General features: G+C 39.3%; 27 protein-coding genes and 1 pseudogene. 13 read left to right on the top strand and 15 right to left on the bottom strand.

What is annotated here, in order from left to right; all coding sequences use genetic code 11:
- Positions 1-28: 28 nt before the first annotated feature.
- Positions 29-514: an NUDIX hydrolase gene (locus N4G44_RS09930; RefSeq protein WP_474926424.1), complete on the bottom strand. Its 486-nt coding sequence runs from the start codon at positions 512-514 to the stop codon at positions 29-31.
- A gap of 42 nt (positions 515-556) precedes the next feature.
- A complete protein-coding gene (locus N4G44_RS09925) occupies positions 557-1,399 on the bottom strand; it encodes an AraC family transcriptional regulator (protein WP_474926420.1) in 843 nt (280 codons plus the stop codon).
- 90 nt (positions 1,400-1,489) lie between these two features.
- Between N4G44_RS09925 and N4G44_RS09920 the strand changes: the two genes are divergently transcribed.
- The 5 genes from N4G44_RS09920 to N4G44_RS09900 all read left to right on the top strand — a co-directional run bounded on the left by N4G44_RS09920 (position 1,490) and on the right by N4G44_RS09900 (position 5,924).
- Positions 1,490-2,467 carry a polysaccharide deacetylase family protein gene (locus N4G44_RS09920; protein ID WP_474926419.1) on the top strand — a complete coding sequence of 326 codons (978 nt, stop codon included), beginning with the start codon at positions 1,490-1,492 and terminating at the stop codon, positions 2,465-2,467.
- Positions 2,468-2,478: 11 nt separating this feature from the next.
- Entirely contained in the window at positions 2,479-2,871 is a 393-nt protein-coding gene (locus N4G44_RS09915; protein WP_474926418.1) for a DoxX family protein, read from the top strand.
- 217 nt (positions 2,872-3,088) lie between these two features.
- Positions 3,089-3,256 (top strand): lmo0937 family membrane protein, encoded by a 168-nt coding sequence (locus N4G44_RS09910; RefSeq protein WP_474926414.1) that lies wholly within the window; start codon positions 3,089-3,091, stop codon positions 3,254-3,256.
- 173 nt (positions 3,257-3,429) lie between these two features.
- Positions 3,430-5,088: an FAD-binding dehydrogenase gene (locus N4G44_RS09905; protein WP_474926411.1), complete on the top strand. Its 1,659-nt coding sequence runs from the start codon at positions 3,430-3,432 to the stop codon at positions 5,086-5,088.
- A gap of 32 nt (positions 5,089-5,120) precedes the next feature.
- Positions 5,121-5,924, top strand: a complete 804-nt coding sequence (locus tag N4G44_RS09900) for an SDR family oxidoreductase (protein ID WP_474926409.1) — start codon at positions 5,121-5,123, stop codon at positions 5,922-5,924.
- Positions 5,925-6,001: 77 nt separating this feature from the next.
- Here the strand turns inward: N4G44_RS09900 and N4G44_RS09895 are convergent, their stop codons facing one another.
- Positions 6,002-6,994, bottom strand: coding sequence for an aldo/keto reductase (locus N4G44_RS09895; protein WP_474926406.1), 993 nt, complete (start codon positions 6,992-6,994; stop codon positions 6,002-6,004).
- A gap of 259 nt (positions 6,995-7,253) precedes the next feature.
- Between N4G44_RS09895 and N4G44_RS09890 the strand changes: the two genes are divergently transcribed.
- Complete coding sequence (locus N4G44_RS09890) at positions 7,254-8,246, top strand: SDR family oxidoreductase (protein ID WP_474926403.1); 993 nt, start codon at positions 7,254-7,256, stop codon at positions 8,244-8,246.
- 54 nt (positions 8,247-8,300) lie between these two features.
- Here the strand turns inward: N4G44_RS09890 and N4G44_RS09885 are convergent, their stop codons facing one another.
- The gene (locus N4G44_RS09885) at positions 8,301-8,537 is read right to left on the bottom strand and encodes a helix-turn-helix domain-containing protein (protein ID WP_474926402.1); all 237 of its coding nucleotides are present in this window, start codon (positions 8,535-8,537) and stop codon (positions 8,301-8,303) included.
- Between the two features lie 96 nt (positions 8,538-8,633).
- Positions 8,634-9,062 (bottom strand): transposase, encoded by a 429-nt coding sequence (locus N4G44_RS09880; protein ID WP_474926399.1) that lies wholly within the window; start codon positions 9,060-9,062, stop codon positions 8,634-8,636.
- Between the two features lie 356 nt (positions 9,063-9,418).
- Between N4G44_RS09880 and N4G44_RS09875 the strand changes: the two genes are divergently transcribed.
- From N4G44_RS09875 to N4G44_RS09865, 3 genes are all read left to right on the top strand, one after another.
- Entirely contained in the window at positions 9,419-9,625 is a 207-nt protein-coding gene (locus N4G44_RS09875; RefSeq protein WP_474926398.1) for a hypothetical protein, read from the top strand.
- Complete coding sequence (locus tag N4G44_RS09870) at positions 9,588-11,015, top strand: tetratricopeptide repeat protein (RefSeq protein ID WP_474926395.1); 1,428 nt, start codon at positions 9,588-9,590, stop codon at positions 11,013-11,015. The genes N4G44_RS09875 and N4G44_RS09870 overlap by 38 nt, the downstream gene beginning before the upstream one ends.
- 172 nt (positions 11,016-11,187) lie before the next feature.
- Entirely contained in the window at positions 11,188-13,035 is a 1,848-nt protein-coding gene (locus tag N4G44_RS09865) for a chloride channel protein (protein WP_474926394.1), read from the top strand.
- Between the two features lie 192 nt (positions 13,036-13,227).
- Here N4G44_RS09865 and N4G44_RS09860 read toward each other — a convergent pair whose 3' ends face one another.
- The 3 genes from N4G44_RS09860 to N4G44_RS09850 all read right to left on the bottom strand — a co-directional run bounded on the left by N4G44_RS09860 (position 13,228) and on the right by N4G44_RS09850 (position 16,937).
- Entirely contained in the window at positions 13,228-14,172 is a 945-nt protein-coding gene (locus N4G44_RS09860; RefSeq protein ID WP_474926393.1) for an aldo/keto reductase, read from the bottom strand.
- Positions 14,173-14,324: 152 nt separating this feature from the next.
- A complete protein-coding gene (locus N4G44_RS09855) occupies positions 14,325-16,130 on the bottom strand; it encodes a hypothetical protein (protein WP_474926392.1) in 1,806 nt (601 codons plus the stop codon).
- Between the two features lie 198 nt (positions 16,131-16,328).
- Complete coding sequence (locus tag N4G44_RS09850) at positions 16,329-16,937, bottom strand: hypothetical protein (protein ID WP_474926391.1); 609 nt, start codon at positions 16,935-16,937, stop codon at positions 16,329-16,331.
- A gap of 303 nt (positions 16,938-17,240) precedes the next feature.
- On the opposite strand from N4G44_RS09850, the gene N4G44_RS09845 reads away from it, so the two are divergent.
- The gene (locus N4G44_RS09845; RefSeq protein ID WP_474926390.1) at positions 17,241-17,867 is read left to right on the top strand and encodes a Crp/Fnr family transcriptional regulator; all 627 of its coding nucleotides are present in this window, start codon (positions 17,241-17,243) and stop codon (positions 17,865-17,867) included.
- A 430-nt stretch (positions 17,868-18,297) separates the two neighbouring features.
- Positions 18,298-18,642: a mannan-binding lectin gene (locus N4G44_RS09840; protein ID WP_048504170.1), complete on the top strand. Its 345-nt coding sequence runs from the start codon at positions 18,298-18,300 to the stop codon at positions 18,640-18,642.
- Positions 18,643-18,708: 66 nt separating this feature from the next.
- Here N4G44_RS09840 and N4G44_RS09835 read toward each other — a convergent pair whose 3' ends face one another.
- On the bottom strand, positions 18,709-19,491 hold the full coding sequence (locus tag N4G44_RS09835; RefSeq protein WP_474926388.1) for a helix-turn-helix domain-containing protein: 783 nt from the start codon (positions 19,489-19,491) through the stop codon (positions 18,709-18,711).
- A 73-nt stretch (positions 19,492-19,564) separates the two neighbouring features.
- Between N4G44_RS09835 and N4G44_RS09830 the strand changes: the two genes are divergently transcribed.
- Positions 19,565-20,767: a CynX/NimT family MFS transporter gene (locus N4G44_RS09830; RefSeq protein WP_474926387.1), complete on the top strand. Its 1,203-nt coding sequence runs from the start codon at positions 19,565-19,567 to the stop codon at positions 20,765-20,767.
- Positions 20,768-20,796: 29 nt separating this feature from the next.
- Here the strand turns inward: N4G44_RS09830 and N4G44_RS09825 are convergent, their stop codons facing one another.
- From N4G44_RS09825 to N4G44_RS09815, 3 genes are read right to left on the bottom strand one after another with little or no spacing between them, the layout of a single operon-like run.
- On the bottom strand, positions 20,797-21,504 hold the full coding sequence (locus N4G44_RS09825) for a DUF421 domain-containing protein (protein WP_474926386.1): 708 nt from the start codon (positions 21,502-21,504) through the stop codon (positions 20,797-20,799).
- 59 nt (positions 21,505-21,563) lie between these two features.
- Entirely contained in the window at positions 21,564-21,980 is a 417-nt protein-coding gene (locus tag N4G44_RS09820) for an MBL fold metallo-hydrolase (RefSeq protein WP_474926385.1), read from the bottom strand.
- Positions 21,956-22,327, bottom strand: coding sequence for an MBL fold metallo-hydrolase (locus N4G44_RS09815; protein ID WP_474926383.1), 372 nt, complete (start codon positions 22,325-22,327; stop codon positions 21,956-21,958). Before N4G44_RS09815 ends, N4G44_RS09820 begins: the two co-directional genes overlap by 25 nt.
- A 91-nt stretch (positions 22,328-22,418) precedes the next feature.
- On the opposite strand from N4G44_RS09815, the gene N4G44_RS09810 reads away from it, so the two are divergent.
- Positions 22,419-22,736, top strand: coding sequence for a winged helix-turn-helix transcriptional regulator (locus N4G44_RS09810; protein WP_474926380.1), 318 nt, complete (start codon positions 22,419-22,421; stop codon positions 22,734-22,736).
- On the opposite strand, the pseudogene bioA reads toward N4G44_RS09810, so the two are convergent.
- From bioA to bioD, 3 genes and pseudogenes are all read right to left on the bottom strand, one after another.
- Positions 22,690-24,014, bottom strand: a pseudogene (gene bioA, locus N4G44_RS09805) (adenosylmethionine--8-amino-7-oxononanoate transaminase). The gene N4G44_RS09810 and the pseudogene bioA overlap by 47 nt on opposite strands.
- A gap of 183 nt (positions 24,015-24,197) precedes the next feature.
- Complete coding sequence (gene bioB, locus N4G44_RS09800) at positions 24,198-25,184, bottom strand: biotin synthase BioB (RefSeq protein ID WP_474926377.1); 987 nt, start codon at positions 25,182-25,184, stop codon at positions 24,198-24,200.
- A complete protein-coding gene (gene bioD, locus N4G44_RS09795) occupies positions 25,184-25,801 on the bottom strand; it encodes a dethiobiotin synthase (protein WP_474926376.1) in 618 nt (205 codons plus the stop codon). The genes bioB and bioD overlap by 1 nt, the downstream gene beginning before the upstream one ends.
- Positions 25,802-25,879: the final 78 nt, after the last annotated feature.

The raw sequence follows: 25,879 nt of genomic DNA, 5'->3' as shown, positions 1-25,879 counted from the left end.
TAATTTTAGGTGTTTTCTCACATTTGTGTTATTTTGGTTGGAAGTAAATTTTACTCCTGCTTATCCAGTAATTCTTCCAATTCTGTGATAAAGGCAGCCTGCGCCGGATTGATTTTTTCTGAGCTTCTTCCGATTCGAACCATTCCCACTGGTCTACCTCAGGAATTTCGATCATTTTAGAAGACCTTGGAGGCCATTCTATCTGTAATGTATTGCTGTAAAGCCCGGATGTTTCAATATCACTTTCCAGAGCCCAGGCATAAACAGTTTTACCGCCTTTCTGCTTAATCGGCGTAAGAGCTGTAAACTTCCCATTTATTGTTTGTCCGGTTTCCTCCTTAAACTCAGTTACAGCCCGGTCCAGAGGGTTCTCATCTGACGGTACCTCTCCTTTCGGGACAGACCATGCCCCTGTATCCTTATTTTTCCAGAAAGGTCCGCCCGGATGAACCAGAAAGTAATACAGTTTATTTTTCTGTTTTTTATACAATAAAATGCCGGCACTTGTTTTCATAACTTTAAGATAAGGTTTTAAGAATAATAATCGGTCATGCAGTTAGTTATTTTTCCTGAATACTGATGGCGGCATGTTTTTATAGCTCCGGAAGATCTTATTAAAATGGCTGGCATCATTAAATCCAAGCTGATCTGCAATTTCATTGATATGATAATTACTCTGCTTCAACAGCTTTTCAGCAGCCTTTATTTTCTGATGCATCACGTGCTGTTGTATGGAAAATCCGGTCTGTTTTTTAATGTAAATACTGATATAATTCCGGGAAAGCGTGAATTCTTTTACAAGATTTTCGAGCTTCATTTTATCAGCATCCATTGCATTCACACTAATGTAATAAAGGATTTTTTCCGCCTGGCTGGTTCCTTTCGATACCCGCTCCTTTCCTCCGCTGTTCATCGTATTCCTGATCAGAATGGTGATCATTGAAGAGAAAAGGTCTGCCGATGTTTCCTTGCTGTAGATACTTTTATTATTGAATTCATAAAGAAGAATTCTGGCAAGCTGCAGCATATGTTCCCTGTCTGCCTTGTTCCTGATGGCCGATTCATAAACGAAAGAGCTGTCTTCCATCATCAGTCGGATTACTTTATTGAGCTCACTTTTCTTATCCGTATGAAGACTTTCCCAGATATAATTTTCTGTAAATTTTATATAAATGAACCTGGTTTTTCTTTGGATAGAAGATTCATGAGCATCGCTGGGTCTCAACAGAAAAACATCCCCTTTCTGATAGGCAAATGTAACTCCGTTCAGATGATGAGTACCCTTTCCGCTCTCTATAATAATCAGCTCGTAGAAATTATGATTATGGTATTCAATATCCCAAACCTCTTTCTCAATACTGAAAACATTGAAAGAACTGAAGTTAACAATACGCTTCATGGATGAATGGATTTTTACAAATTTAGCATAAATTTTTACAATATAATCCAACTGGATATTGATCAATTTTGTGGAACAAAACTTTTTAAAATGAAGCATTTAAAACAATCTGCCTTCCTGATCGCATCCGTAATGATGCTGGCTTCCTGTATCGATAAGAATAGGAAGGACACCAATGAACAATCTGAAAAGACAGAATCAATATCAAGAAAATACTGGCCCAACGGTGCTCGCCTGGTCATTTCGGTATCCATGCAGTTTGAAACCGGAGGGCAGCCTGAAGGAGCAGAAAGTCCTTTCAGCGGAACTCCCCTTCCCAAAGGTCATCCGGATCTTGCTGCAGAAAGCTGGTACCGTTATGGAGCAAACGAGGGAATTTACCGTATGCTGGATCTGTGGAAAAAGTATAATATAAAAGTCACATCCCATGTTGTAGGGACGGCCGCTGAAAAATACCCGGAAATTGCAAGGGCCATTGCCAATGGAGGTCATGAAATAGCTGCTCACGGCCTAGCTTGGGATAACCAATGGAACAAAAACTACGCTGATGAACTACATTTTGTAAAAGACGGTGAAGATGCGGTAGAAAAGATTACAGGACAGAAAGCTTTGGGCTACAACTGTAACTGGCTCAGAAGAAGTCCTAATACTTTAAAGGTCCTGCAGGAGCTTGGTTTCCTTTATCATATAGACGATCTTAGCCACGATGAACCTGTTATTACCAAAGTTAATGGAAAAAATTTTGTTGTGATTCCTTATACCCTCAGAAATAACGATATTGTGAATATTGAAGGGAAACACTGGAGTCCGGATCAGTTTCTCGCCCAGCTGAAATTCGAATTCGACCGCCTGTATGAAGAAGGGGCTACCAAAAGAAGAATGATGAGCATAAGCTTCCACGACAGGATTGGCGGCACTCCGGCAATGGTTCATGCTATGGAAGAATTTATCAGATATACTAAACAAAAGCAGGGAGTCGTTTTTATGCGTAAGGATGATATCGCAAAAATGGTGGTTAATGATCCTGCAACTCCTGTAGATAACAGTGAAGAAAAATACAATAACTAAAAATAAATATTATGAATAAAAATGCAGCCTATTTCCTTTTACGTATTTCCATGGGAGTAAATCTTCTGGGACATGGTCTTGCCCGAATTTCTAAACTTTCCGTTTTTGCGGAAGGAATGGCAAAGGGTTTTGAAAAAAGCTGGCTTCCCCAACCTTTTGTACACCTATTCAGTACAACTCTCCCATTTTTGGAATTTATAATTGGCGCTCTTCTTATTATTGGTTTAAAGACTCGCCTGGCAAGCATGGCAGGAGCCGGACTTATCATCATGCTTCTTTTTGGAAGCAGTACTGTAGAAAACTGGGATGCAATGGGAATACAAATGATTTATGCCCTTTTCTTTTATATTCTGATCAGTAAAGCAGAAGATAACTGCTATGCCCTGGACCTGAAAACTTTATAAAAGAGCATTTCAAATTCTTTAGCTTTTAATTTTTATTTCAGGTTATAATATACTGTAAATGATAATGTTATTAATTTGAATAATCCTGTGATTGATTAAATTTATTTTTGTTATAAATATAGTATAGATACCACATTTTAGATATTATTGAAAATTTTATTACATAAAGGCACAGAATGTGTATTAAACAAGGAAATAACATTAAAAATTTAAAGTCATGAGAAATTTATTATGGTTAGTCGCTGTCATTTGTATTATTGTTTGGCTTCTTGGAATGTTAGGTGTCATACCGGGAATCAGTACCGGTTACTTAGTACACGTACTTTTGGTCATTGCCATTATTGTGGTACTTTACAATATCATTACCGGTAAAAGACCTCTCTGATAGAAAATTGAAACTTGCTTACATAAAAAACAGGTCAGGAATAATTTTTCTGACCTGTTTTTTTGATGTTATACCCTGCCGGAACTAAAATGCAGCGCATTAATTTTCCAACATTCGGATATGAAATATTTTATATATTTATTATAGTAAATAAACCAAAGCAAATCAATACCATGGAAGAAGAATTCCAGCCCGATGCTATTATCGTGGGAGCAGGATTAGCAGGACTTACCGCTGCTATGGAAATTACCAATGCAGGAAAAAAAGTACTTCTCCTCGATCAGGAAACGGAACAGAACATAGGAGGCCAGGCATTCTGGTCATTTGGAGGTCTTTTCCTGATTAATTCGCCCCAGCAGCGCAAAATGGGAATTAAGGATTCTTATGAGCTCGCTCTCCAGGACTGGAAAGGCACAGCAGGTTTTGACCGTAAGGAAGATTACTGGCCCAGAAAATGGGCGGAAGCCTATCTGAAATTCGCAGCCTATGAAAAGTATGCTTATGTTTCTAAGCTGGGAATTAAGTTTATGTTTATGGTTGGATGGGCAGAACGTGGTGATGGGTCGGCAACCGGCCATGGAAACTCAGTACCGCGCTTCCATGTAAGCTGGGGTACCGGAACCGGAGTGGTAAAACCTTTTGTAGATAAAGCCTACAAAGCAAAAGAGAACGGACTCCTACAGATGAAATTCAGGCACAGGGTAACTGAGCTGATTATAGAAAACGGCAAAATCAAAGGTTTAAAAGGCGATATCCTTGAGAATGACGATAAAGAAAGAGGTGCTGAAACCAACCGGAATGTCACCGCCCAGTTTGAATATCATGCTTCCCATATCATCATTGCATCCGGTGGTATAGGAGCCAACCATGAACTCGTAAGAAAAAACTGGCCGGAAAGATTGGGAAAAGCGCCGGAAAATATGGTGTGCGGTGTACCTGCCTATGTGGACGGAAAAATGATCGGTATTGCTGAAAATTCAGGAGCTCACATTATTAATCCGGACAGGATGTGGCATTATACCGAAGGAATACAGAACTGGAACCCGATATGGCCGAAACACGGCATCAGAATACTGCCTGGCCCCTCTTCTTTATGGTTTGATGCGAAGGGAAACCGTCTCCCCGCTCCTTTCCTGCCGGGATTTGATACTTTGGGAACCCTGAAGCATATCCAGGATACAGGATTTTCTTACTCCTGGTTTATTTTGACCCAGAAAATCATTAAAAAAGAATTCGCCCTTTCAGGATCAGAGCAGAATCCGGATATTACCAATAAGGACTACGCCCTTTTTCTGAGCAGGATCTTTGGTAAAAAAGCACCGGGACCTGTGGAAGCATTTAAGGAACACGGAAAAGATTTTATTGTTTCGGATGATTTAAAAGATCTGGTGGAAAGAATGAATGAGCTTTCCGGTGCCCGTCATTTGAGCTATGATAAAATAAAGGAACAGATAGAAGCCAGAGATCGTGAGCTTGACAATAAGTATTCAAAAGATACCCAGGTGAATTATATAAGGAATACAAGGAATTATCCTGGAGATAAATTAGGCCGTGTTGCGGCTCCGCATAAAATACTGGATCCTAAAAACGGACCTTTAATCGCCGTACGGCTTCATATTCTTACCCGGAAAACATTGGGAGGAATTAAAACCAACCTGAACGGACAGGTACTGAGAGATGACGATACTGTAATTGACGGTCTGTATGCAGCAGGAGAAGCCGCAGGCTTCGGCGGTGGCGGAATGCATGGATACCGTGCGCTGGAAGGAACCTTTTTGGGAGGATGCATCTTTTCCGGAATGAAAGCAGGAAAATATATAGCAGGACTTTAAACGTCAATAATCAAAAGCAAACACTAAAAAAGATGAAAAATTATTTCGATAATAAAGTAGTTTGGATTACAGGAGCTTCCTCAGGAATCGGAGAAGCTTTGGTTAACGAACTGGCAATGAAAAGCAGCGCAAAAATCATTCTTTCATCAAGAAATAAAGATCAGCTGGATGCTGTTGCCCAAAAGGCAGGGCTCGAAGCAAGCCGTTTCACTGTATTGCCTCTGGATCTGGAGGATTACAAAAAAATGCCGGATATAGTGTCAGAAGCCGTAGACAGATTTGGAAAAATAGATATTCTGATCAATAACGCAGGGCTTTCCCAGCGTTCATTGGCTATAGAAACCGATATAGAAGTGGATAAACGCTTAATGGATATTGATTTTATAGGAACGGTAGCCCTTACCAAATCTGTTCTTCCCTACATGATCAGAAACGGTGGCGGCCATATTGCCGTAGTTTCCAGCCTGATGGGAATTTTCGGGGCACCTATGAGAAGCAGTTATGCCGCTGCAAAACATGCACTGCACGGTTTTTTCGACAGCCTGCGTGCCGAATTGTATACAAAGAATATTACAGTAACAATTATTTGTCCCGGATTTGTACAGACCAATATTTCCATTAATGCAGTCACCGGTAATGGCTCCCTGCAGGGAACTATGGATGATGCTACCAAGAAAGGAATGCCTGCTGATGTTTTCGCCCGGAAAATGCTTTCTGCAATAGAGAAAAAGAAAAACCAGGTTTCCATAGGCGGACAGGAAGTACTGGGAACCTATCTTAAAAGATTTTTTCCCAATCTCCTGACCAAAATTGTACGTAAAGCAAAAGTAGTTTAGCCAAAATGATAAAACCTCCCGTAATGAGAGGTTTTTATATGAAAATAACTGACAGTAAATCAATTATGACTTACATCTTATGAGCCGGGAACCTGTGCCTTTTCATAAATCAGTCCTTCGGACTTTAATTCTTTCCAGAAGTCTGCAGGGATGCTGGCATTAAGCCCTTCCAGGTTATCTTTAACCTGTTCCGGTTTACTGGCTCCCGGAATAATTGAAGCAAACTCATCTGAAGCCAAAACAAAGTGAAGGGCGGCATGTACAATATCTGTATTGTATTTTTTGGCTATATCAGTTATTGCAGCTCGCTTTTCAGCCATTCCTTTTGGAATTACGTCTTTATAATTGTAGCGCTCTCTTCCGGCAATATATCCTGAATTGTATCCGGCACCGGAAACCAGTTTAACTCCGGCTTTTTTAACGGCAGGAAGAAGCCTGTCTACCGCATCTTCATGCTCCAGAATCGAATATTGGGTTGCAGAAAGGCAGATGTCTGGATCTGCAGAATCTATGCAGTCAAGGATAGGTTCAATTTTATTAACGCCCATTCCCCAGGCTTTGATCACCCGCTGGTCACGCAGTTCGGAAAGAACTTTAAATGCTCCTTTTCTTGCCTGTTCCAGGAAATAAGGATACCGGTCTCCTACCTGATCTTCGGACAGGTCATGAACATAAACAATATCGATATGACTCAGTCCTGTTCGCTCTAAACTGCTTTCAATTGATTTTTTGATGGCGTCTGCAGTATAATCGTGTTTAAAATCATAATTCAATGGTTTTTTCCACATCGTAGGGGGAACTTCAGATTCCGGCACTTCATGAAACAGTCTTCCTACCTTAGTAGAAAATACAAATTCATTTTTGTCCTTATCCTTTAGAAAATTCCCGAATCTTCTTTCGCTTTTGGTAAGACCGTACCATGGTGAGGTATCATAATAACGGATCCCGAGATCCCAGGCAGTTTGAAGTATTTCATAAGACTCTTCATCACTTATGTTTTCAAAGGCAGTTCCTATCGCTACTCCGCCAATTCCTAACCTGTGCTTTTCTTTTAAAATGTCTGTTTTCATATGGTGAATATTTAAGTGTTGGGTATAAGCAGATACAAACATCGTGCAGACTACCCCTTAAAAAACTGTGAAACATCTTTATATTATGTTAAATGTTTGTGATAGAGTTCATTTGGTCTTGTTATTGAATGAAAAAAGTAGAATTGATTGGTGTTTAAATGACAGGAAACACTTTGATGAATAAGATTGACCTGAAATCTTTTAAAATCCTTTCGGAAGAAATGGAACCATGCATCTTACCACATTTAAAAATATTAATATGAAAAATTCTAAAAAACCTTATTTCTTTGGAAAGACGGTGGTGATCACCGGAGCATCCAGCGGTATTGGAAAAGCTGCAGCAGAAGCTTTTGCTAAAGAAGGGGCAGATCTTGTCCTGGCTGCACGGGGCGAAGAAGCTTTGAATGAAACGGCAGAACTATGCAGAAAATCAGGGGTTGAAGTAATCGCAGTGCCCACCGACATGTCTGTCCCTGAAGAAGTATACCGTCTTGCAGAAGAAGCTGCTAAAATAAATGGCAGGATTGATTGCTGGGTAAATAACGCAGGAGTGCTCGCTTTCGGGAAATTCGAAGAAATACCTATTGAAGTGACCGACCAGATTATAAAAACAAACCTTTTAGGATATCTGCATGCTGCTCATGCAGTACTGCCGGTATTTAAAAGACAGAAAAAGGGAATTCTCATCAATAATATTTCAATCGGGGGATGGATGCCTGCTCCGTACGGAACAGCCTATACCGCTTCAAAATTTGGAATCCGGGGTATGGTGGAAACATTACAGGGCGAGGTGTCGGATTTTCCGGATATCCATATCTGCGCCATGTATCCCGGCTTCCAGAAATCTTCAGGGATAGAACACGCTGCCAATTATTCAGGAATCAAACTGAGCACTCCTCCTCCATCGTTTGATCCGCGTGAACTTGCTGCCTCCATGGTAAAAACAGCAAAAAATCCTGAACAGGCCGTTTATCCTGACTGGTCATCGGTTGTCTTTAAAAATCTGTATGAAATATTCCCCGGAGTCATCCGTTCCGTTTCATCTGCTGCATTGAGAATGTTGATGAAGAAAGCCGGCAATGAAGAAAACACTACAGGAAACATACTTGATCCTTCACAGGGTAATATGAAAATTAATGGGAAAACACTACTTCCTGCTCCTTCCAAGGCACTCAAGGTAGCCGGAGCCGGAGCGCTGGGCATACTTGCGGTTGGACTCCTGTCTTTCTCTTTAATAAAAGCGAGAAAATAATCTTTTACAAAACCTCAATAAAATAACCTCTCATCCGGAGGTTATTTTTGATTTCTAAATGAATTTCTTTTTCCATTTTGCGATGGTATTCCTGCTCAGCTTAAAATGCCGGGCGAGCTGGGCATTGCTGTAACCATGTTCCTTCTGGTAGTCCAGTATTAGAAGAATAGTCTGGCGGTCGAAACAACGGTGCTTTTGATTAAAGGCAAATGCATTCTTATCTTCTCCGTCTGTAAGGATAGTACTGCATTTCATAACATCAAACAGGGATAAATCCTTTTGGGATAGCATGGCTTTGAACGCTTCTTTTTTTCGGGATACCTTTCATTGATCAGGTCTGTATATATTCTTTTGTAATCAGGAATATTTCTCATTGTATTTTTATTTTTACATCATATTGTATTTATGCAGCCATTTGTAGAGGGTGCTTTTGGGAATTTTATATTCAGAAATAACACCTGATTTCGTCATTTCCCCTTTTCTGATTTTGTCCAGAACAAATTCTATAATTTCTTTGGTATAAAGGTTTTTACGGAAATCCGGCAATGAATCCGGTATATTTTTCTTCTGGATATAGTTCATGGAAGACTGAGGCGCATACAAGATCTGATGCTGTGAATAGAGCCTGAAGAAATCATACTGAAGGAGCTTGCACCAGCGTAATAGCACTTCTGTGTCAGAAGAAGGAGAATCGTACATTTTCATTACCTCTTCTTCCCTGCAGTTTAGGAATTTGCATATCCGGGGCATTCCTATACCGCTTTGAGCTACTTTTTCTTGAATTATTGATCCAATATTCAGGTTTTTTAGGTTCATATATTTCTGTTTGTGTTTTTATGGTTAATGGAATTTCATCACTGCTTGGATGAGTTCAATGGCTTTATTTTTTTGATTAAAATGAAGATTCCGTCTTTAAGATAACGTAATATTAAGGTTTTGGCTAGCCAAAGAAAAGGGTCAAATGAAATGATTTCTGAAAAAAGAACAGCTATTTTGAAATGTTTTATCGAACTTAAAAATCTTCAGGATTAAAGGCTGTTGATTGAATTTAAACAATTCAAATTCAGAGAGTTTAAAAAATTAACAAATCTTATAAATTCTGAAAAACTAACGCTATTATTAGACTGTAATTGTTAATATTATACTTAATTTGCCATTCAAAATTACACCTGATGAAAAATACCGTTTTACTCCTGTTCTGTTTTATTTTCGGATTTTCTTATGCTCAACTAGGTTCCGGGTCTCTAACAAACGCACAAATCGACGCCGGAATTATCCGCGCTGAAGAATTAGCTAAAAATAATATAGAAAAGTCCATCACCCTTTCCAATGAGATCTATCGTGCATCTAAAAAAACGGGTACAAAAAGGAATTCTTGAAAGCAGTTCTATCCTGATGGCCAAATATTATGATACAGGAAATTACAAAAAAGTAATTGAGCTCAGTACAGAAGCAGAAAAACTGGCTCTCGAAACAAAATCTGATGCGAAGCTGGCCAATACTTACAGGCTGAGAGCTTCCTCCTATACGGAATTGGGCTTTAACAATGAAAGTATTGCAGAGTTTAGAAAAGCTTTAAAAATAGCTGAAAAGGTATCATCTGATGATACTAAGAATTATCTGAAATCATTAATATATACAGGAATAGGAAGTTATTTGGCTCATGTGGAAGCACCTTTGGATTCGGTTATACACTATCAGGAAAAGTCTTTGGAAAGTGCGGTTCATATGGGAAATAACGAAAATTTCAAGTCGAAAAAATACTTTCTTTTGGTTTTGTGTTATATGAATCTGGGAATGACAAGCGTTGCTTCCAAACGGATCAACGATGCCGAAAATTATTTTGAAAAAGCATTAAAAATTGCCCGGAATAAGGAATATAAAGTCCCCAAAAACCTGGAATGTACAATTCTGAATGAATATGCATGGCTGTACTATGATCAGAAAAAATATGATCTGGCAGTACAGTACGGTAAAAAGGCTGAACAACTGGAAAAATCAATACATATTCCTTATATCAGGAGAGATATTTATGAAGTTAATTTCAAGTCATACGTAGAACTTGGAAATAATGAGGCTTCAAAAAAATACATGAACTTGTATACAAAACTCAATGACAGCCTGGTGAATGAAGAGAAGAAAACCATCAACACTCCCGTAAAAAATATAATGGACGAACAGGGAAAGGCTCATACAGGGAATATTCAGAAGATTCTGATCATCAGTCTTGCCATTATTATCCTTCTTGTGGCAGGCGGGATACTGTTTTGGAAGAGAAACCAGAAAAAACTCCATGAAAATTATGAGACAGTTATTAATAATCTAAAAAAAGCTAATGATTCTCCAGTACTCACCATACAGCAGGAAATACCTTCTGAGAAAGGGATTACCATTACAGACGAAACCGTAAAAATGATTCTGGCCAAGCTGGAAAAATTTGAAAAGTCACAAAAATTCATTAAAAAAGACCTCAGTCTCACTTCTCTTGCCACCGATCTGAATACCAATACGCGATACCTTTCTGAAATTATCAAGCAGTATAAAGAAAACAATTACAATAATTATATCAACGGACTCAGGATCAATTATATCATCAATAAACTTTATGAGAACCCTATCTACAGAGAATATAAGATCAGTTATCTGGCAGAAGCCTGCGGATTTTCGTCAAGGGAAGTTTTTGCGGTCATCTTCAAAAAAGAAACCGGCGTGAGTCCCTCCTATTTTATCAATAACCTGAAAAAAGACAGCCTGGATTCAGCATCTTAGTATCTATTTTGAAAACAAAATTTTTATTGAAAAATATTTACACCATTTCAAAGTGTTTAATTTCAGTACATTATAATAGAATTGAGCCCGTTTATTGCTGCAAAATACTAAATCCTTATAAAGATATTTCATAAATTTACGGAACCATCACAGTTTTAAAATTGGTTCTCAGGTGAAAATTCACAACAAAAAAAAGTATTTAAGCTTTCTAAAATTTAAAAGAGACTTTCAGGAATACGGGCTGGAAAAGGCGCGGAGCTACGAGCTGATCCTTCACTGGCTGAATAACAGGCTCAGCAGGAACCAGTTTCTGGTGCTCTCCGGGATTCTCGTAGGCTGTACTGCCGGGCTTGCCGGAGTGGTCCTGAAAACCCTTGTCCATACCATTCACAATTTTATTACCCATAAGGTTCATTTTGAATATCAGATTCTGTTTTATATAGTTTTTCCTTTTCTGGGGATTGTACTCACCACATCCATTGTGCTTACTTTATTCAAAGGACAGGACAGGAAAGGAATCGGTGCTATTTTATACGAAATTGCCCAGAATTCAAGCATTGTAGCTTCTGTAAAAATGTATTCCCAGATTATCCAGAGTGCTGTGACGGTTGGATTGGGTGGTTCTGCCGGATTGGAAAGTCCTATTGCCGTTACCGGAGCTGCCATCGGTTCCAATTATGCACAAACCTACAGGCTAAGTTACAAAGAACGGACACTCCTGCTGGCGGCAGGTGCTACGGCGGGGATTGCTTCGGCCTTTAACGCTCCGATTGCCGGGATTATGTTTGCTTTTGAAATCCTTTTGACGGGAGTGGTTTTTACAGATTTTATACCTTTGGTAGTAGCTGCAGTATGCGGAAGCCTTTTATCCAGAATTCTGCTTCAGGAAGATGTGCTTTTCAGATTTTATACCAGAGATCCTTTTAACTATAAGAATGTTCCCTATTATCTTATTCTGGGGATTGTAACGGGATTGTATGCCCGATATTTTGTGGTCATTTCCCAAAAGGTGGAGCATTTCATTAAAGAACTCAAGCTTTCAAGGATGCGTAAAGCGATGTTCGGCGGATTGGTATTGTCGCTGCTTTGTGTGCTCTTCCCTCCGTTATTCGGGGAAGGATATGAAACGGTGAAAGCTTTTACCAACGGGAGCACTCATGCTATTATCAGAAACAGCTTTTTCAGATACTTTGAGATTGGAGACTGGACCATCATTATATTCCTGGTTCTGGTATGTCTTTTAAAGGCTTTTGCTACGTCTTTTACCATATTCAGCGGGGGGAACGGCGGTAATTTTGCCCCTTCCCTTTTTGCCGGTGGTACGGTCGGGTATTTATTTGCCCTGGTTTGCCAGCATATCGGGTTTACTGACGTTCCGGTAACGAATCTTGTGCTTGTAGGTATGGCCGGAGCAATGAGCGGCGTACTGTACGCCCCTCTTACAGCTATATTTCTGATTGCGGAGTCCAGTTTTGGATATGATCTTTTTATTCCGCTGATGATTGTATCTATTATCTCGTACCTTATTGCGAAATGGTTCTCCCCGATCTCTCCCGAGCTTAAATCTTTGGCCGAACAGGGAAAAATACTGACCAAACAGCACGATACCAACCTGCTTTTTGCTTTAAAAACAGAAGATTTCATAGATAAATATTCAGAAACCATCAATGAGCATGCTTCAGTTACCGAATTATTTGAACAGGTAAAAAACGGGAATAAAAATATTTTTGCTGTCACAGATGAAGCAGGAAAACTGAAAGGTATCCTGACTTTGGATGATATCCGTCCTTACCTTTTCAATAAAGAAACGGACAGCTCTATGACGGTTTCCCAGATTATGAAAGCCCCGCCGGCAGTCATTTACCGGGAAAATAAGCCATTGGAAATCCTTCAGGTTTTTGATGATACCGGAGTATGGAACCTTCCGGTAACAACCGAAGGGAATGATTTTATCGGGTTTATCTCAAAATCATCTATCCTGATGAGCTACAGACAGCTTTTAAAGGAATATTCCGATTAAATTTTCTTTCAATCAAAGAGATTTTTTTGCCACGAATTTCACAGATTACACGAATGTTTAATATCCTATTCGAATCTTATAGAAATTATGGGCAATTATCCGTGTAATCTGTGAAATCCGTGGATAAATAAAAAATCAAAAAAATATCCGTTCAGCAAAACCGAACGGATATTTTTATTCTATAGCAAGAAATTATTTACTTGCCTCATTAAGCAGTTCAATATCTTCCTGATCCAAAGCCAGCTTCGGAGCCTTGAATATAGTATCAAGCTGAGAAGCGCTCGTCGCACTTACAATAGGTGCCGTAATCAGAGGATTGGCCAGAAGCCATGCCAGGGCAACTGTTCCCTGTGTGGTCTGATGCTTTTCACTCACCTGGTCCAGAGCTTTCAGTACCTCAAGACCTTTTGGGTTCAGATACTTTCTTACGCCTTCTCCTCTCTGGCTTTTACCCAAATCTTCCTCAGTCCGGTATTTTCCGGTAAGAAAACCTGCAGCTAATGACCAGTACGGAAATACACTGAGGTCAAATTCTTCCACAAGTGGAGCATAATTTTTTTCGAAACCTTCTCTTTCCATCAAATTATAATGGGGCTGCAAAGCAACATATTTTGGAAAACCATATTTTTCAGAGGCTTCGAATGAGGCTTTCAAACGTACGGGAGATAGATTGGAAGCAGCAATATACTTCACTTTTCCAGCTTTAATGATTTCATCATATGCAGAAAGTGTTTCTTCTACCGGCGTCGTGTCGTCGTCAAAATGAGTATAATAGAGATCAATATGATCGGTTTGGAGTCTTTGCAAAGATTCATCTACAGATTTCAGAATGTGTTTTTTGCTGATATCAAAACCGTGCTCTTTGGTCTGGGATCCTACTTTGGTGGCCAGCACAATATTCTCACGGTTGGAACGGCTTTTCATCCATTTTCCGATAATTTCCTCGGACTGACCTCCTTTCCCGTTAACCCACCATGAATAGGTATCCGCAGTATCTATAAAATTGAATCCAGCTTCCGTAAATTGATCCAATATATCAAAAGATTGTTTCTCGTCAAGCGTCCACCCAAAAACATTTCCTCCAAAATTGACAGGTGCTACCGCCAAATCGGTATTTTTTATCTTTCTTTTTTCCATAAAATAAATTGAATTAAAAATTTAAGAAGTCTCTAAGGTAGGAAATATCATGGAAGATTCCGGATTCAAAATAAGCATATCTTTTATAGGTATTATAAATAAAAACAGCCTTCATAACGAAAGCTGTTTATCTATCAATCTAAAAAATACCGTTACTTTTCAGCCTGAGGAATCTCAATGGCTGTAAGCATCAGTTTATATTCCTGCAGCTGCAGTTCTATGGTTTTCAATCCGCTTTTAAAGAAATCGGATGTTTGAAACAGGTTTTTATAATAATCAATTCCCTCAAGAACATTATTTTTGAAGGCATTCCATTTTTTGGTCTGGGCATTGGTAATCTGTACCGAAGAATTACCGATTTCTTTTTTAAGATAATCAACATACATTTTCAACTCGTTGATGAACATGTTCGGGCGTTGGTTATCAGGAAGAATGTTGGTATTTCCGTAGATATGCCTTACCATATCTGAAAGTGAAACTTCTTTGTCAAAGAAGGCCAGATTAGGTCCCGGACATATCACCACGCCTTGTTTTTCACCTTTTATCTCCAGGTTCTGCTCCATGTAGGCAGCGTTAACCAAACCTACGCACAGACAGGCTTTATCTGTAATCTCAGTTTTTCTTTTACTCAGTTCTTCAGGAGTAAGTCCATGATAAGTTTCCAGTTCTTTTAGCTTGATGTCCTGATACTTTTTAGAAGCTGTACACGTTCCCTGCGGTGAAAATTCTTTGCTCAGGGCCAGTAATTTTTTCGGGCAAGAGCTTCCGTATTTTCCGGCAGCTTCTTTCTGGTGTTTCAGGATTTCATTGGAAGTTCCCTTTACTGTATTGAAAGGAACTCCCAGGGGTGAGATATTACTCAGGTAAAAATCCTGTTCTTTCGATTTCAAAAGCAGGTTTCTGGTTTCGGTATCTACAGAGGTAGCTTCCGGAACCAAAAGGAACGGAGATCCCCATCCCACACTGTCTACATTATAGTTTTCGAGTAAAAATTCATGTTCCTCGGAAGTTCCTACGCCTCCCTGAACGGTAATTTTCATTTCAAGAGGCTTAGAAATCACATGTTTTCCTTTCTGTTCCAGTGCAGTCACCATTAAAGCATGGGCAGACTGGATAAGATCATTCTTTTTCTGCTTGAATTCTTCCATAATGGGACCCAGCAGCATTCCTTCCGTGGCAAATGCATGCCCTCCGCAGTTCAGTCCGGATTCAATTCTGTATTCTGAGATCCACAGCCCTTTTTTAGCTAAAAAGTTCCCCTGTATCATGGCTGAACGGAAATCGCTCACCTTAAGAATGATTTTCTTTTTCAGAATTCCGTTTTGGTCTGGAAAAAAATCATCAAATTCTTCGATATAGCTGTAAAGGCGCGGATTCATTCCCGCGGAAAGGACCATTGAAGAAGATAACTTGCTCTGTGCAAAACCACGCAACGAGGCATGCGCATCATTAAATATGACAGGAAGCTGCTCATCTTTTTTATAGTTGTCCTTATCAACTTTCGTCATGATATTGACATCGATGCTTCCGGGTTTGAGATTGTTTTCAATAAAGTTTTTGATGCCGGAACCTAAATTCTCCTTCTGATTCATCAGATGCTGCAATCCGTGTTTCAGGTCTGAAGTATTGGGCAGAATGGCCATGAAATTCTTTAATGCCTCCTTGTTTCTGATGATTTCCTGTTTGAAAGATTCAAATTTTTCATTCACGATATCATCTACCATATCCAGGTAAGCTGTAACTCTTTTCGCCCTATAATCCTCGGTTTTTGTTGAAATCCCTAAATAATCAAGATTGAATTTCCTGTTATAGAAATTTTTCATTTTTTCCAGGATTTCATCGTCAATGATGGAAATAACGGAAGAAATTCCATACTGGGCAACACGGATCGGGCTGTCTATGGTATAAGCCAGTCCCATTACCGGAATATGGAAATTGTGTAATGGTTTATGTGTCATTTTATTTTGATAAAAATTCTTTCGCAACGAATGAATTAAAACCCCGAATACCATCTATTTTATATAATAAGCAGTCGGTTTAAAATTTTAATTGACCTAAATTTATCATTTTAATATTAGCTATGTATCAAATAACACTTATAATATTGGAAATATGTTAAATGTCATTATTTTGACATTTTAAGTACTTAATTAAATTTATTCGAAATCAAGAAAACCGTCTGAAAGTTTTTTCCACTGTATTTTCGATAAGCCCATTATTCCTCCGACGGCTACCATAAGATTTCTGATGATGTCAATAAATCCGGCATTAAAATTAGGCCTCTCATTTCTTCCGTAAACTGCTGCTTTCAAATGAGTAGGTGTTCTGGAAATCATAAAGGAAGAGGATGCTTTGGAACTGTAAAAATGGGCAATATGCCTGCTCTTTTTATCTTGTGGATTTCTGGAAGGGTTACAGGTGATGATGATGCTTTCAGAAAAGTTATCTTCTTGAAAACAGATATCGGTGACTTCTACCCAATCATATCCTTTTGCTTCAGTATCTCCGGGTCCGGGAATATCAATTCTCATGAAATCTCCTTTTTGAGGGGCTCTTTCTGTCTTTGTTCCCTGGGAATCATAGAGTTTAAATGATGCAAATCCTTCACCACAATAGCTTTGCCATTTGCTGACAGAGAAAAATCTTTGTTTCAGTATATCAAATTTAAGAGGAAGAAGAGCCGGCTCAAACTCCTTCTGGCTTTCTGTGTCATGAAATCCGCCCGATTGCTGCTGTGGAACTCTGTTGATCTTCTTTGGTTTCATTGTAGATGATTTTAGACTAAGTTATAAAAACCGTGAAGATCTCTTTATGAGCGGGGTCATAAGATCAATAAAAACCTCTCGGTTGAGAGGCTAATGTTAAAACGTAATGTATTGATGGGGAATTATTTTCCTGCACCAAATGTAGGATGAACAGGTGATCTATTTTATGATTGGAGTCATGTTGATCAATATTTTATTGTGAATTTGTTCGAATTTTAATGTTTTATAGCTTTTTTTGAAGTAATAATTATTTTTGAATAAAAAATTAAAAATTGTAGAGATAAAACTAATTTAAATTTATTTTTGCACTTAAGAACAGTTGTAGATATGCTTATGGTAATAGATGAAGAACTTTTATTTTCCTCAGGTGCGGAACTGATGAATTATGCAGCCAATGATATTATTTTTAAAGAAAATGAATATCCCAAATATTATTTTCAGATCAGATCCGGAACTGTAAAGCTCAATAACTATCATGAAAATGGGCGTGAAATCATCCACAGTGTACCTTTTGACGGCCACTGTATCGTAGAAAGCTCTCTTTTTACAGATAAGCCATATGCCGTTAATGCAGTAGCAATGGGCAATTGCGAGATGATCAGATTAGATAAAATTAAATTCCTTGAACTTGTCGGAAATTCCCCTGACCTGCTTCTTAAGCTCTACAGCTATACTGCAGAAAGGATGTATTACAGGCATGTGATGCTGAACAATCTTGCTTCGCCCGATCCCGGAACCAAAGTAAAACGGGTAATGGAATGCCTGAAATCCTATAACCAGTTTACAGATAAATATTCTTACCAGTTTCCTTTTACCAGGCAGCACCTGGCTTCTCTTACCGGTTTATGCGTAGAAACTGTTATCAGGGTTGTAAAGAAAATGGAAAAAGAAAAAACGGTAAGAATCCAGAATGGTAAGATATTCTACTGATCCGGATTTTTTGAAGCAGTATTTCAAAACTAACGGAAGCTCTTCTCAGTAATATTTATACTTTTTAAATATATACACTTTTTTATCATTTTTTGATAATGTAGTGTCACAGGCAAATGTTAAAAATGAGAAGAAAAATACTATTGTCCGAAGTCTTATTTATAACTGGAATTAATAAATTTTTTAAAATTTGTACTTATAGAATGTTTTACATAATATAAATTTTGTTTATATTTGTGGATCGAAATAATTTTTTTCATCATTTGTGTTTTTTTAAGGTCTCCTCTAGGAGGCCTTTTTTGTGCTTCCATATGACCAGACCGTGTGGTAGGTAAAAATACGGAAAGCTGAATTTGGTACTTTCTACTCTAGCGTATATCTCTTTAAAGTGACAACTTTGTAATGTTAAACAACTTAAAAACATTACACCATGTCAACATTCAAAATCAACATCATTGCAGGACCACTTTGGAGCAATGACGAAGCACAAAAAATCGGAGGCCGTATTGCTGCGGCACATTTAGGAAAATTCACCGGACAATGGAGCACTATTGTCGAAGGTCAGATGAGCGTTATCGAAGTTGAGTACGATACACAGCCATCAGGAAGCACAGAGTATACACTGGACGTTTTGGCGGGACCTATCTGGAGCAACGAAGATGCTAAAGAAATATGTCCTTCTATCTGTGCTTCTTACGGAGGTACCTGGAACGGACAGTGGACAACAGTCGTAGAAGGCAAAATGAGCGTTTGCGGGTGCACATTCAAGTTCTAGGACTTATTTTAGATGAATACAGATCTCCGGGGAAACCTGGAGATTTTTTTGCCTTGATAATAATTCTTACTGAGTAGTTTTTATAAAATCCGTAGGCCTGGACTGCATCACAGACTGGAAACTTCTTGTAAAGGCCTGAACACTTTTATACCCTACTTCATACGCTGTTTCAGAAATAGTAAGATCTCCGGAACTCAGAAGTTCAAGGCTTTTTATAATTCTCAGAATCTGCTGATATTTACTTAAAGTCATGCCGGTTTCTTTTTTAAAGATCCGTTCCATAGTTCGTAAGGAAAGGTTTGACATTTCACTCAGATCTTCTATTTTCACTTCTTCATGATAGTGATTGTGCAGATAACCAATGGACTGGGACAAGCGTTTATCCGCAGGAAGGCTGATGTGAAGCTTCAGGGAATGTTCTACAAATTGAGGCAGCTCATTGAAAAGTGCTTTTAAAAACAACATTTCATCAGGATTATTCTCCATATTTTTTGACCATTTTTCCGAATACCTGATCATTTCCTTTAAAACAGGAGGCACTGAAAAAACATTGGTCTCAAGATGAAAAGAACTTTTTCCATCCACTTCTGCAAACATGATCATCAGCTTGATCTTCTCCGAATGTGAATTGGTTTTGTGCAGGGCACCGGGAGGAATCCATGCAGCATGATTCTGCGGAAGCAAATACATTTTCCCATCTACCGTAATGTACTGAAAACCGCTTTCCACATACACCAGCTGACCTTTTTCATGGGAATGAAGGATGTCGTCATGCCGCCAGTTTTCTTCAAACCATACAAAATAAGGCTTATCGAGGCTGTCCAGATCTATTGTATTGTGCGGATTCATGTCGTTTTAAGTTAAAACTTTGGCAAAATTAAACAAAACAGCTGAATTAATTTTGCCATAAATAAATTATATAATGAAGAATCAAACAAGAAAAAATGCTTCTTACGTTCTAATGCTGATTAATGTATTGGTAGTGATCCTGGTCTCCAGCAATCTGAGGTCCCCAATTATTGCTGTTTCTCCCGTCTTAGGTGATATACGCGAAGCTTTGAAACTGAGTAGTTTTCAGGTAAGCATGCTCACTTCTATTCCCCTGTTTATGTTTGCAACCTGCTCTGTTCTGGTCAGCAGGTTTTCGCATCGGTTCAGCATCAGCAGGTTTCTGATGTATTCCTTAATTATTCTGAGCTTTGGGTTGTTCCTGAGGATCACAGGATCTCTTTGGATGCTGTTTGCAGGTTCGGTTTTTATCGGTCTGGGAATCTGTATCGGAAATGTGGTAACTCCGGGATACATCAAAAATAATTTTCCCAAACAGATAGGGTTGATGACAGGAATTTTCGCTGTCTCCATGAATCTCACTGCCGCTCTGGCTTCAGGTTTCAGCGTAAGAATCGGGGAATGGACAGGTTTCGGATGGCGCGGTTCGCTGGGAATATGGCTGGTGATTGCCGGACTTGGATTATTTGTGCTTGTCCTTGAGCTGCTGTTTAATAAGAAGAATAAAAATCAGTCAAAAACAGCATTGAGCGTTTCTGATTTTAATATGTTCAGATCTGCACAGGCATGGAATATTAGCCTGTTTATGGGACTGCAGTCGTTGTTTTATTATTGTATGATGGCCTGGCTGCCCTCTTTTTTAACTGATTCTGATATGCAGGCCGAAAGCGCAGGCTGGGTTCTGTTTGCCATTCAGATCACGATGATTCCTATCGCTTTCTGTGCGCCGATTATCGCCAGTAAAATGAAGGATCAGCGGATACTTATCGTTTTCATCTGTACATTAATGTTTGGAAGTACCATGATGTTTATTACGCTGCAGACTCAATGGATCTACGTTAATGCTGTGATTATCGGCATCTCTAATGGCCTGTCTTTCAGTTTATCCATTCTTTTCTTTTCTACCAGGACCAAAAACAGCGCCAATGCTGTAAAAATATCCGGAATGGCGCAGTCTGTAGGTTATCTGATTGCCGCATTCGGTCCGCCGGTTTTTGGTAAACTGCATGATTGGGACATTTCGTGGAAAAGTTCTTTTGGCTTTTTAAGTGTTGCTGTAGTTTTTATGTTCTATTTTGGAATGAAAGCAGCCAGAAATAAATGTGTGGAGGATTAAATGATAAAGGCCGTATTTCAGCACAGCCTTTATGTTACTCTTTTTCTCTTGCTGGCTTCCACCCATTCATCTTTTTTACATTTCGGGCAGTTTCCGGCACTTCCTTCTGTCTTTGATTCTGTATGGCCACAGAAAGTACAGGAATAAAAACCTTCTTTCTGTATATTTTTCAAAGGATTTTTCAGTGAATCAGGCATGATAGGAAGCCCCGGCTTTACCTTTTCATCTTCATAATAAAATACGCTGATCTCGCCGGAAATCTCTTCAATAGCCATTTCTATCTGCCCCAGCTGTGAAACTCCCTTCAACCTGAGTTCTGCGAAAAATTCATCGCTGCCAAGATTTTCCTTTTTAAAATTATCAATGGAAAATTCCCCATCCTGTATAAGGCAGATGGAACTTCCTTCCACCAGCTTCTCAAATTTTTTACTTCTGCCGATGAAATAAGTAACGATGCTGTATAGAAGGATGATGATTATAAAAACAAGGATGGAGGAAATGATTCCCACATCTTTATTAAACATCGGATCGCCAGCAGCGGAACCCAGCCCTATGATCACCACCAGCTCAAAAATAGAAAGCTGCTTCACTCCCCTTTTTCCCAAAACCCTGAGCCCTATGATGATGGCGAGAAACATAATGGCGGTACGGAGAATGATTTCTAAAAGAAAGGACCATTCTTCGTGGCCCAGGAATAATTCTTTCCAGTTAAGTTCTAAAAGAAACAGAGACATCATAGACATTAATTTTCAAAAAAACATCCAAAAAATGCGCCATTTGAGAAGAAATCTTCTTTTTAGTTAAGAGAGCGGATTTCTCCGTCCTGTAAAATAAAACATCTGTCCTGAAGGTTATTTTCATTGATTTTATCCTGAATAAATGAGCGGTTTTCTTTACAATGGCTCACTGCCTCAAGGTGAGTTACCCAAACAGAGGCGTCCGGCGCATGTTTGCAAACCCTGATAATATCCGAAGCGGTCATTATTATAGGATCTCCCACCACAAAAGTTGCGGCACCTCCTGCCACTATGATATGTTGAGGCTGATGTTTGTCGATTTCGGCAGCAATACCCTCATACCAGATACTGTCTCCGACAACATATATGCTTTTTTCTTCCGTTTTAAACACAAATCCATTAACTACTCCCATCTTGTCTCCTATTTCTCCGGTTCCATGACGCCCTTCCGTTATAGAAATGTTGATGTTCTCCATGTAACAGCATCTTTAACAGGAATAATATTTGTAAAACCTGATTGTGAAATCTGATCTGCAATACTTTCCGGGCATATAAGCGGAATATTTTTATTTAAAAGTTCAATGGCTTTTTCGTCCCAATGATCAGGATGAAGGTGAGTAACTGCCACAGCGTCTATTCCGGACAGCTTTTCTTTCAATATCTCTTCAGTAAACGGAAGATCTACCAGTGGATTCAACAGTTCATTGTCCGTCATCGGGAACAGTCCCAGGGAACCTTTCTTTCCAAGCATAGGATCAATTAAAATGTTTTTCCCTCCGATCCGGAGTACCAATGTGGCATTACGCCATAATTCTAGTTTCATTTTGCTTAATTTTGTTCTGTAAAACTAAGACCCAATCATGGCTAAATAATAGACGGTTACCAAAAGGTTAACCATAAATATTTTGTAACGGATGAATTTTGAAGAATTTAAAAACTGTGGGCTCAGAAGAAGCCTGGATATTCTCTCCGGAAAATGGAAACCATTGATTTTTCAGAATCTTTTTGAAAAAGACGAGGTCCGCTTTATAGAATTGTGGCGCAATATGCCAAGGGTGTCCAAGAAAGTGCTTTCGGAACAGCTGAAACAACTGGAGGAAAATCATATGATCCAACGGATTGAAGTCTACAATTTCCCTCCGGAAGTTTATTACAAGCTTACGGATAAGGCCCGTGAATTGGGACCTATCCTTGATCAGCTGCACCAATGGGGAAATGAACTGGCCCGCTGAACAGGTTCAGAACCTCAAGAATAGCCTGGTAAATAAAATCCAGCTCTTCTGAAGTAATGCAGTATGGCGGAACCAGATAGATGATATTTCCCAGCGGACGCATGATAATTTCTCTTTGTAGAAATTCATCATAGAGAATTTTTCCGGTTTCATTAAAATAAGAGGTAGTTTGCTCTGTTTTATATTCAAAAGCGAGAATAGTTCCGGTCTGGCGGACATTCCCAACATTCGGATGCTGTTCCAGGACCTTGATAAAATCTGTATGCTGTCTGCTGATACGATCAATAGAAGCTAATGTTTCTTTCTTTAACAAAAGTTCCATACTCGCCAGTGCTGCGGTACAGGCCAGAGGATTCGCGGTAAAAGAATGCCCGTGGAACAAGGTTTTATATTTATCATCGGACAGGAAAGCATTGAAAATCATCTGTGAACAGGTAGTGATCCCCATAGGCATCGTTCCTCCGGTCAGTCCTTTTGAAAAACACATGATATCCGGAACTTCGGTAAGATGATCGGCAGCAAAAAGTTTTCCTGTTCTTCCAAAACCTGTAAAAACTTCATCCTGAATCATCAGTATTTCTTTGTTCCGGCAGAATTTCATGAGTTCGTCAAGGTATTCAGCCTCATACATCAGCATTCCGGCCGCTCCCTGTACCAGCGGTTCATAAATAAAACAGGCCGTTTCCTCTGCTATATCTCCGATTTCAACTTTCAGACGGTCAATATTTTCAACATTGGGAGTGTCAATAAAAATCACTTCAAAAAGCATACTTCCGAAAGGTTTTGTCCATACACTTCTTCCGCTCACAGACATTGCCCCAAAGGTGTCGCCATGATATGCTTCTTTGAAAGCCAGAATTTTTCTTTTCTTTTTTCCGAGATTATAAGCATACTGAATACTCATTTTCAAAGCTACTTCCACTGCTGTGGAGCCATTATCCGAGAAAAAACTTTTCTTTGATTGTCCGGAAGCAGTTTTAAAAGGTTTTCTGAAAGCTGAACAGCCGGTTCATGGGTAAAACCTGCAAAAATAACCTGCTCCAGCGTATTCAGCTGCTGAGATACGCGATCTGCAATATAAGGATGTGCATGCCCATGTATGGTTACCCACCATGATGAAACGGCATCAATATATTTTTTTCCTTCATCGTCATACAGGTAAACACCCTTTCCTTTCACAATGGGAATGGGATTTCCTGCCGTTTTCATCTGCGTGTAAGGATGCCAGTTGACGGCTTTGTCTCTTTCTGTAAGGCTGGGTTGTATTGAGGTATTCATTGGGGAATGTATTTATGATTTTTAGTGATGGTTATGTTGATGGGTTTGCTTGTTTTTTTACTACCCCGTCTTTTTGCTTTGCAAAAATCCACCCCTTCAGGGAAGGGGAATTTGGGTCGAGATAAGTTGGTCAGGATATCGTTCTATTCCAGAAACCAGCACCCCGGAACCCGAACCTCTAAACTAGCAACAAGTATTTTCCTTCATCTTCATAGGCTTAAGTCCCAGTTTTTCCAGCATCTGCATGTCTTCGGAAACTCCCGGGTTAGGAGTGACCAGTAAGGTTTCCCTTTCTCCTGTAAAAATAGAATTGGCTCCGGCCATAAAACACCAGGCCTGTTCTGTTTCATTCATTTCGATGCGTCCCGCACTGAGTCTTACCATTGAGGAAGGCATTACAATTCTGGCGGTAGCGATCATTCTTACCATTTCCCAAGTATCTACCTTCTCATTATCTTCAAGCGGTGTTCCTGCTACCCTCGCCAGGGCATTGATAGGAACGGATTCCGGATGTTTTGGCATCGTTGCAAGTGTTAAAAGCATTGAAATTCTGTCTTTATGCGTTTCCCCAAGTCCGATGATTCCTCCTGAACATACTGTAATTCCGGCTTTTCTGACGTTATTGATCGTATTGATCCTGTTGTCAAATGTTCGGGTTGAAATAATTTCTTCGTAATACTGTTCGGAAGTATCAAGATTGTGATTGTAAGCATAGAGACCAGCTTCCTGAAGACGGACAGCCTGTTCTTCAGTAAGCATTCCGAGGGTACAGCATACTTCCAGTCCAAGTTCATTCACGCCTTTTACCATATCGATTACCCTGTCGAAATCACGGTTGTTTCTTACTTCACGCCATGCAGCAGCCATACAGAAACGGGATGATCCGCTGTCTTTGGCTTTTTGGGCATGGGCAATAACGGTTTCTGTGGGAAGCAATGCCTGAACCTTAATGTTTGTATGATAACGGGCTGCCTGGCCGCAGTATGAGCAGTCTTCAGGGCATCCTCCCGTTTTGATGGATAATAATGTTGAGATCTGTACTTCCGAAGGATCATGCCACTCACGGTGAACGGTTGATGCCTTATAAATAAGTTCAAGAAGAGGCTGATGATAAATTTCTTCTATTTCTTCTTTTGTCCAGTTGTTTCTGATGGTTGTTTTTTTGTCCATTATCGTAAATTTGTTTTTGTTAAATATTCTGCGGCAGCTTTAATGCGGTCTTTTGCAGGTTGATCCATTTCAGGGATTCGGATAATCCTGGTTTCTTTTTTTATAAATCCCGTTATCACTCTTTCTGTATCCGGAGGAAAATTCCCGTTCAGAATGAGAAAGTCGAGCTTAATTTCTTTTTGATATAATGCCATGACAGAGAGCAATGTGTGATTAATACACCCTAAGTAATTCCGGACTACTAATCCAACGGGAAGTGCCAGTTTTTTAATCAGATCGATCATGAAAATATGGTCAGAAAGAGGCACCATAAGCCCTCCTGCTCCTTCTACAATAAGACTGTTATCTGTTTGGGGAAGCTTAAAATTTTCAATCTTAATTTCAATATTTTCTTCCCTTGCCGACTGGTGTGGGGATGCAGCGAGCTTAAGGCGATAGGTTTCGGGATGGCAGATGGTATTTTCTGTCCAGGATTCTATTTTATGACTGTCCGTATAGTCAAGGTCTCCGGATTGTACGGGTTTCCAGTAGTCGGCTTTAAAATACTCTGCCAAGACAGCTGAGCAGATGGTTTTTCCTACTTCGGTTCCTATGCCGGTGATGAATAGTTTGTTCATTAGTGTTACGGGTTTCGGGATACGGGATACGGGTTATTTAACTAAGTGCTTTTGTTATGGGTTTTATTTGTTCATTAT

The sequence above is a fragment of the Chryseobacterium sp. GTID13 genome (assembly GCF_056172655.1).
This window is presented reverse-complemented; position numbering and strand designations above follow the sequence as displayed.

Coding starts and splice junctions, on each gene's coding strand:
- N4G44_RS09930 (WP_474926424.1), bottom strand. CDS start 514: ATGAAAACAAGTGCCGGCATTTTATTGTATAAAAAACAGAAAAATAAA.
- N4G44_RS09925 (WP_474926420.1), bottom strand. CDS start 1,399: ATGAAGCGTATTGTTAACTTCAGTTCTTTCAATGTTTTCAGTATTGAG.
- N4G44_RS09920 (WP_474926419.1), top strand. CDS start 1,490: ATGAAGCATTTAAAACAATCTGCCTTCCTGATCGCATCCGTAATGATG.
- N4G44_RS09915 (WP_474926418.1), top strand. CDS start 2,479: ATGAATAAAAATGCAGCCTATTTCCTTTTACGTATTTCCATGGGAGTA.
- N4G44_RS09910 (WP_474926414.1), top strand. CDS start 3,089: ATGAGAAATTTATTATGGTTAGTCGCTGTCATTTGTATTATTGTTTGG.
- N4G44_RS09905 (WP_474926411.1), top strand. CDS start 3,430: ATGGAAGAAGAATTCCAGCCCGATGCTATTATCGTGGGAGCAGGATTA.
- N4G44_RS09900 (WP_474926409.1), top strand. CDS start 5,121: ATGAAAAATTATTTCGATAATAAAGTAGTTTGGATTACAGGAGCTTCC.
- N4G44_RS09895 (WP_474926406.1), bottom strand. CDS start 6,994: ATGAAAACAGACATTTTAAAAGAAAAGCACAGGTTAGGAATTGGCGGA.
- N4G44_RS09890 (WP_474926403.1), top strand. CDS start 7,254: ATGAAAAATTCTAAAAAACCTTATTTCTTTGGAAAGACGGTGGTGATC.
- N4G44_RS09885 (WP_474926402.1), bottom strand. CDS start 8,537: ATGCTATCCCAAAAGGATTTATCCCTGTTTGATGTTATGAAATGCAGT.
- N4G44_RS09880 (WP_474926399.1), bottom strand. CDS start 9,062: ATGAACCTAAAAAACCTGAATATTGGATCAATAATTCAAGAAAAAGTA.
- N4G44_RS09875 (WP_474926398.1), top strand. CDS start 9,419: ATGAAAAATACCGTTTTACTCCTGTTCTGTTTTATTTTCGGATTTTCT.
- N4G44_RS09860 (WP_474926393.1), bottom strand. CDS start 14,172: ATGGAAAAAAGAAAGATAAAAAATACCGATTTGGCGGTAGCACCTGTC.
- N4G44_RS09855 (WP_474926392.1), bottom strand. CDS start 16,130: ATGACACATAAACCATTACACAATTTCCATATTCCGGTAATGGGACTG.
- N4G44_RS09850 (WP_474926391.1), bottom strand. CDS start 16,937: ATGAAACCAAAGAAGATCAACAGAGTTCCACAGCAGCAATCGGGCGGA.
- N4G44_RS09840 (WP_048504170.1), top strand. CDS start 18,298: ATGTCAACATTCAAAATCAACATCATTGCAGGACCACTTTGGAGCAAT.
- N4G44_RS09835 (WP_474926388.1), bottom strand. CDS start 19,491: ATGAATCCGCACAATACAATAGATCTGGACAGCCTCGATAAGCCTTAT.
- N4G44_RS09830 (WP_474926387.1), top strand. CDS start 19,565: ATGAAGAATCAAACAAGAAAAAATGCTTCTTACGTTCTAATGCTGATT.
- N4G44_RS09825 (WP_474926386.1), bottom strand. CDS start 21,504: ATGATGTCTCTGTTTCTTTTAGAACTTAACTGGAAAGAATTATTCCTG.
- N4G44_RS09820 (WP_474926385.1), bottom strand. CDS start 21,980: ATGGAGAACATCAACATTTCTATAACGGAAGGGCGTCATGGAACCGGA.
- N4G44_RS09815 (WP_474926383.1), bottom strand. CDS start 22,327: ATGAAACTAGAATTATGGCGTAATGCCACATTGGTACTCCGGATCGGA.
- N4G44_RS09810 (WP_474926380.1), top strand. CDS start 22,419: ATGAATTTTGAAGAATTTAAAAACTGTGGGCTCAGAAGAAGCCTGGAT.
- bioB (WP_474926377.1), bottom strand. CDS start 25,184: ATGGACAAAAAAACAACCATCAGAAACAACTGGACAAAAGAAGAAATA.
- bioD (WP_474926376.1), bottom strand. CDS start 25,801: ATGAACAAACTATTCATCACCGGCATAGGAACCGAAGTAGGAAAAACC.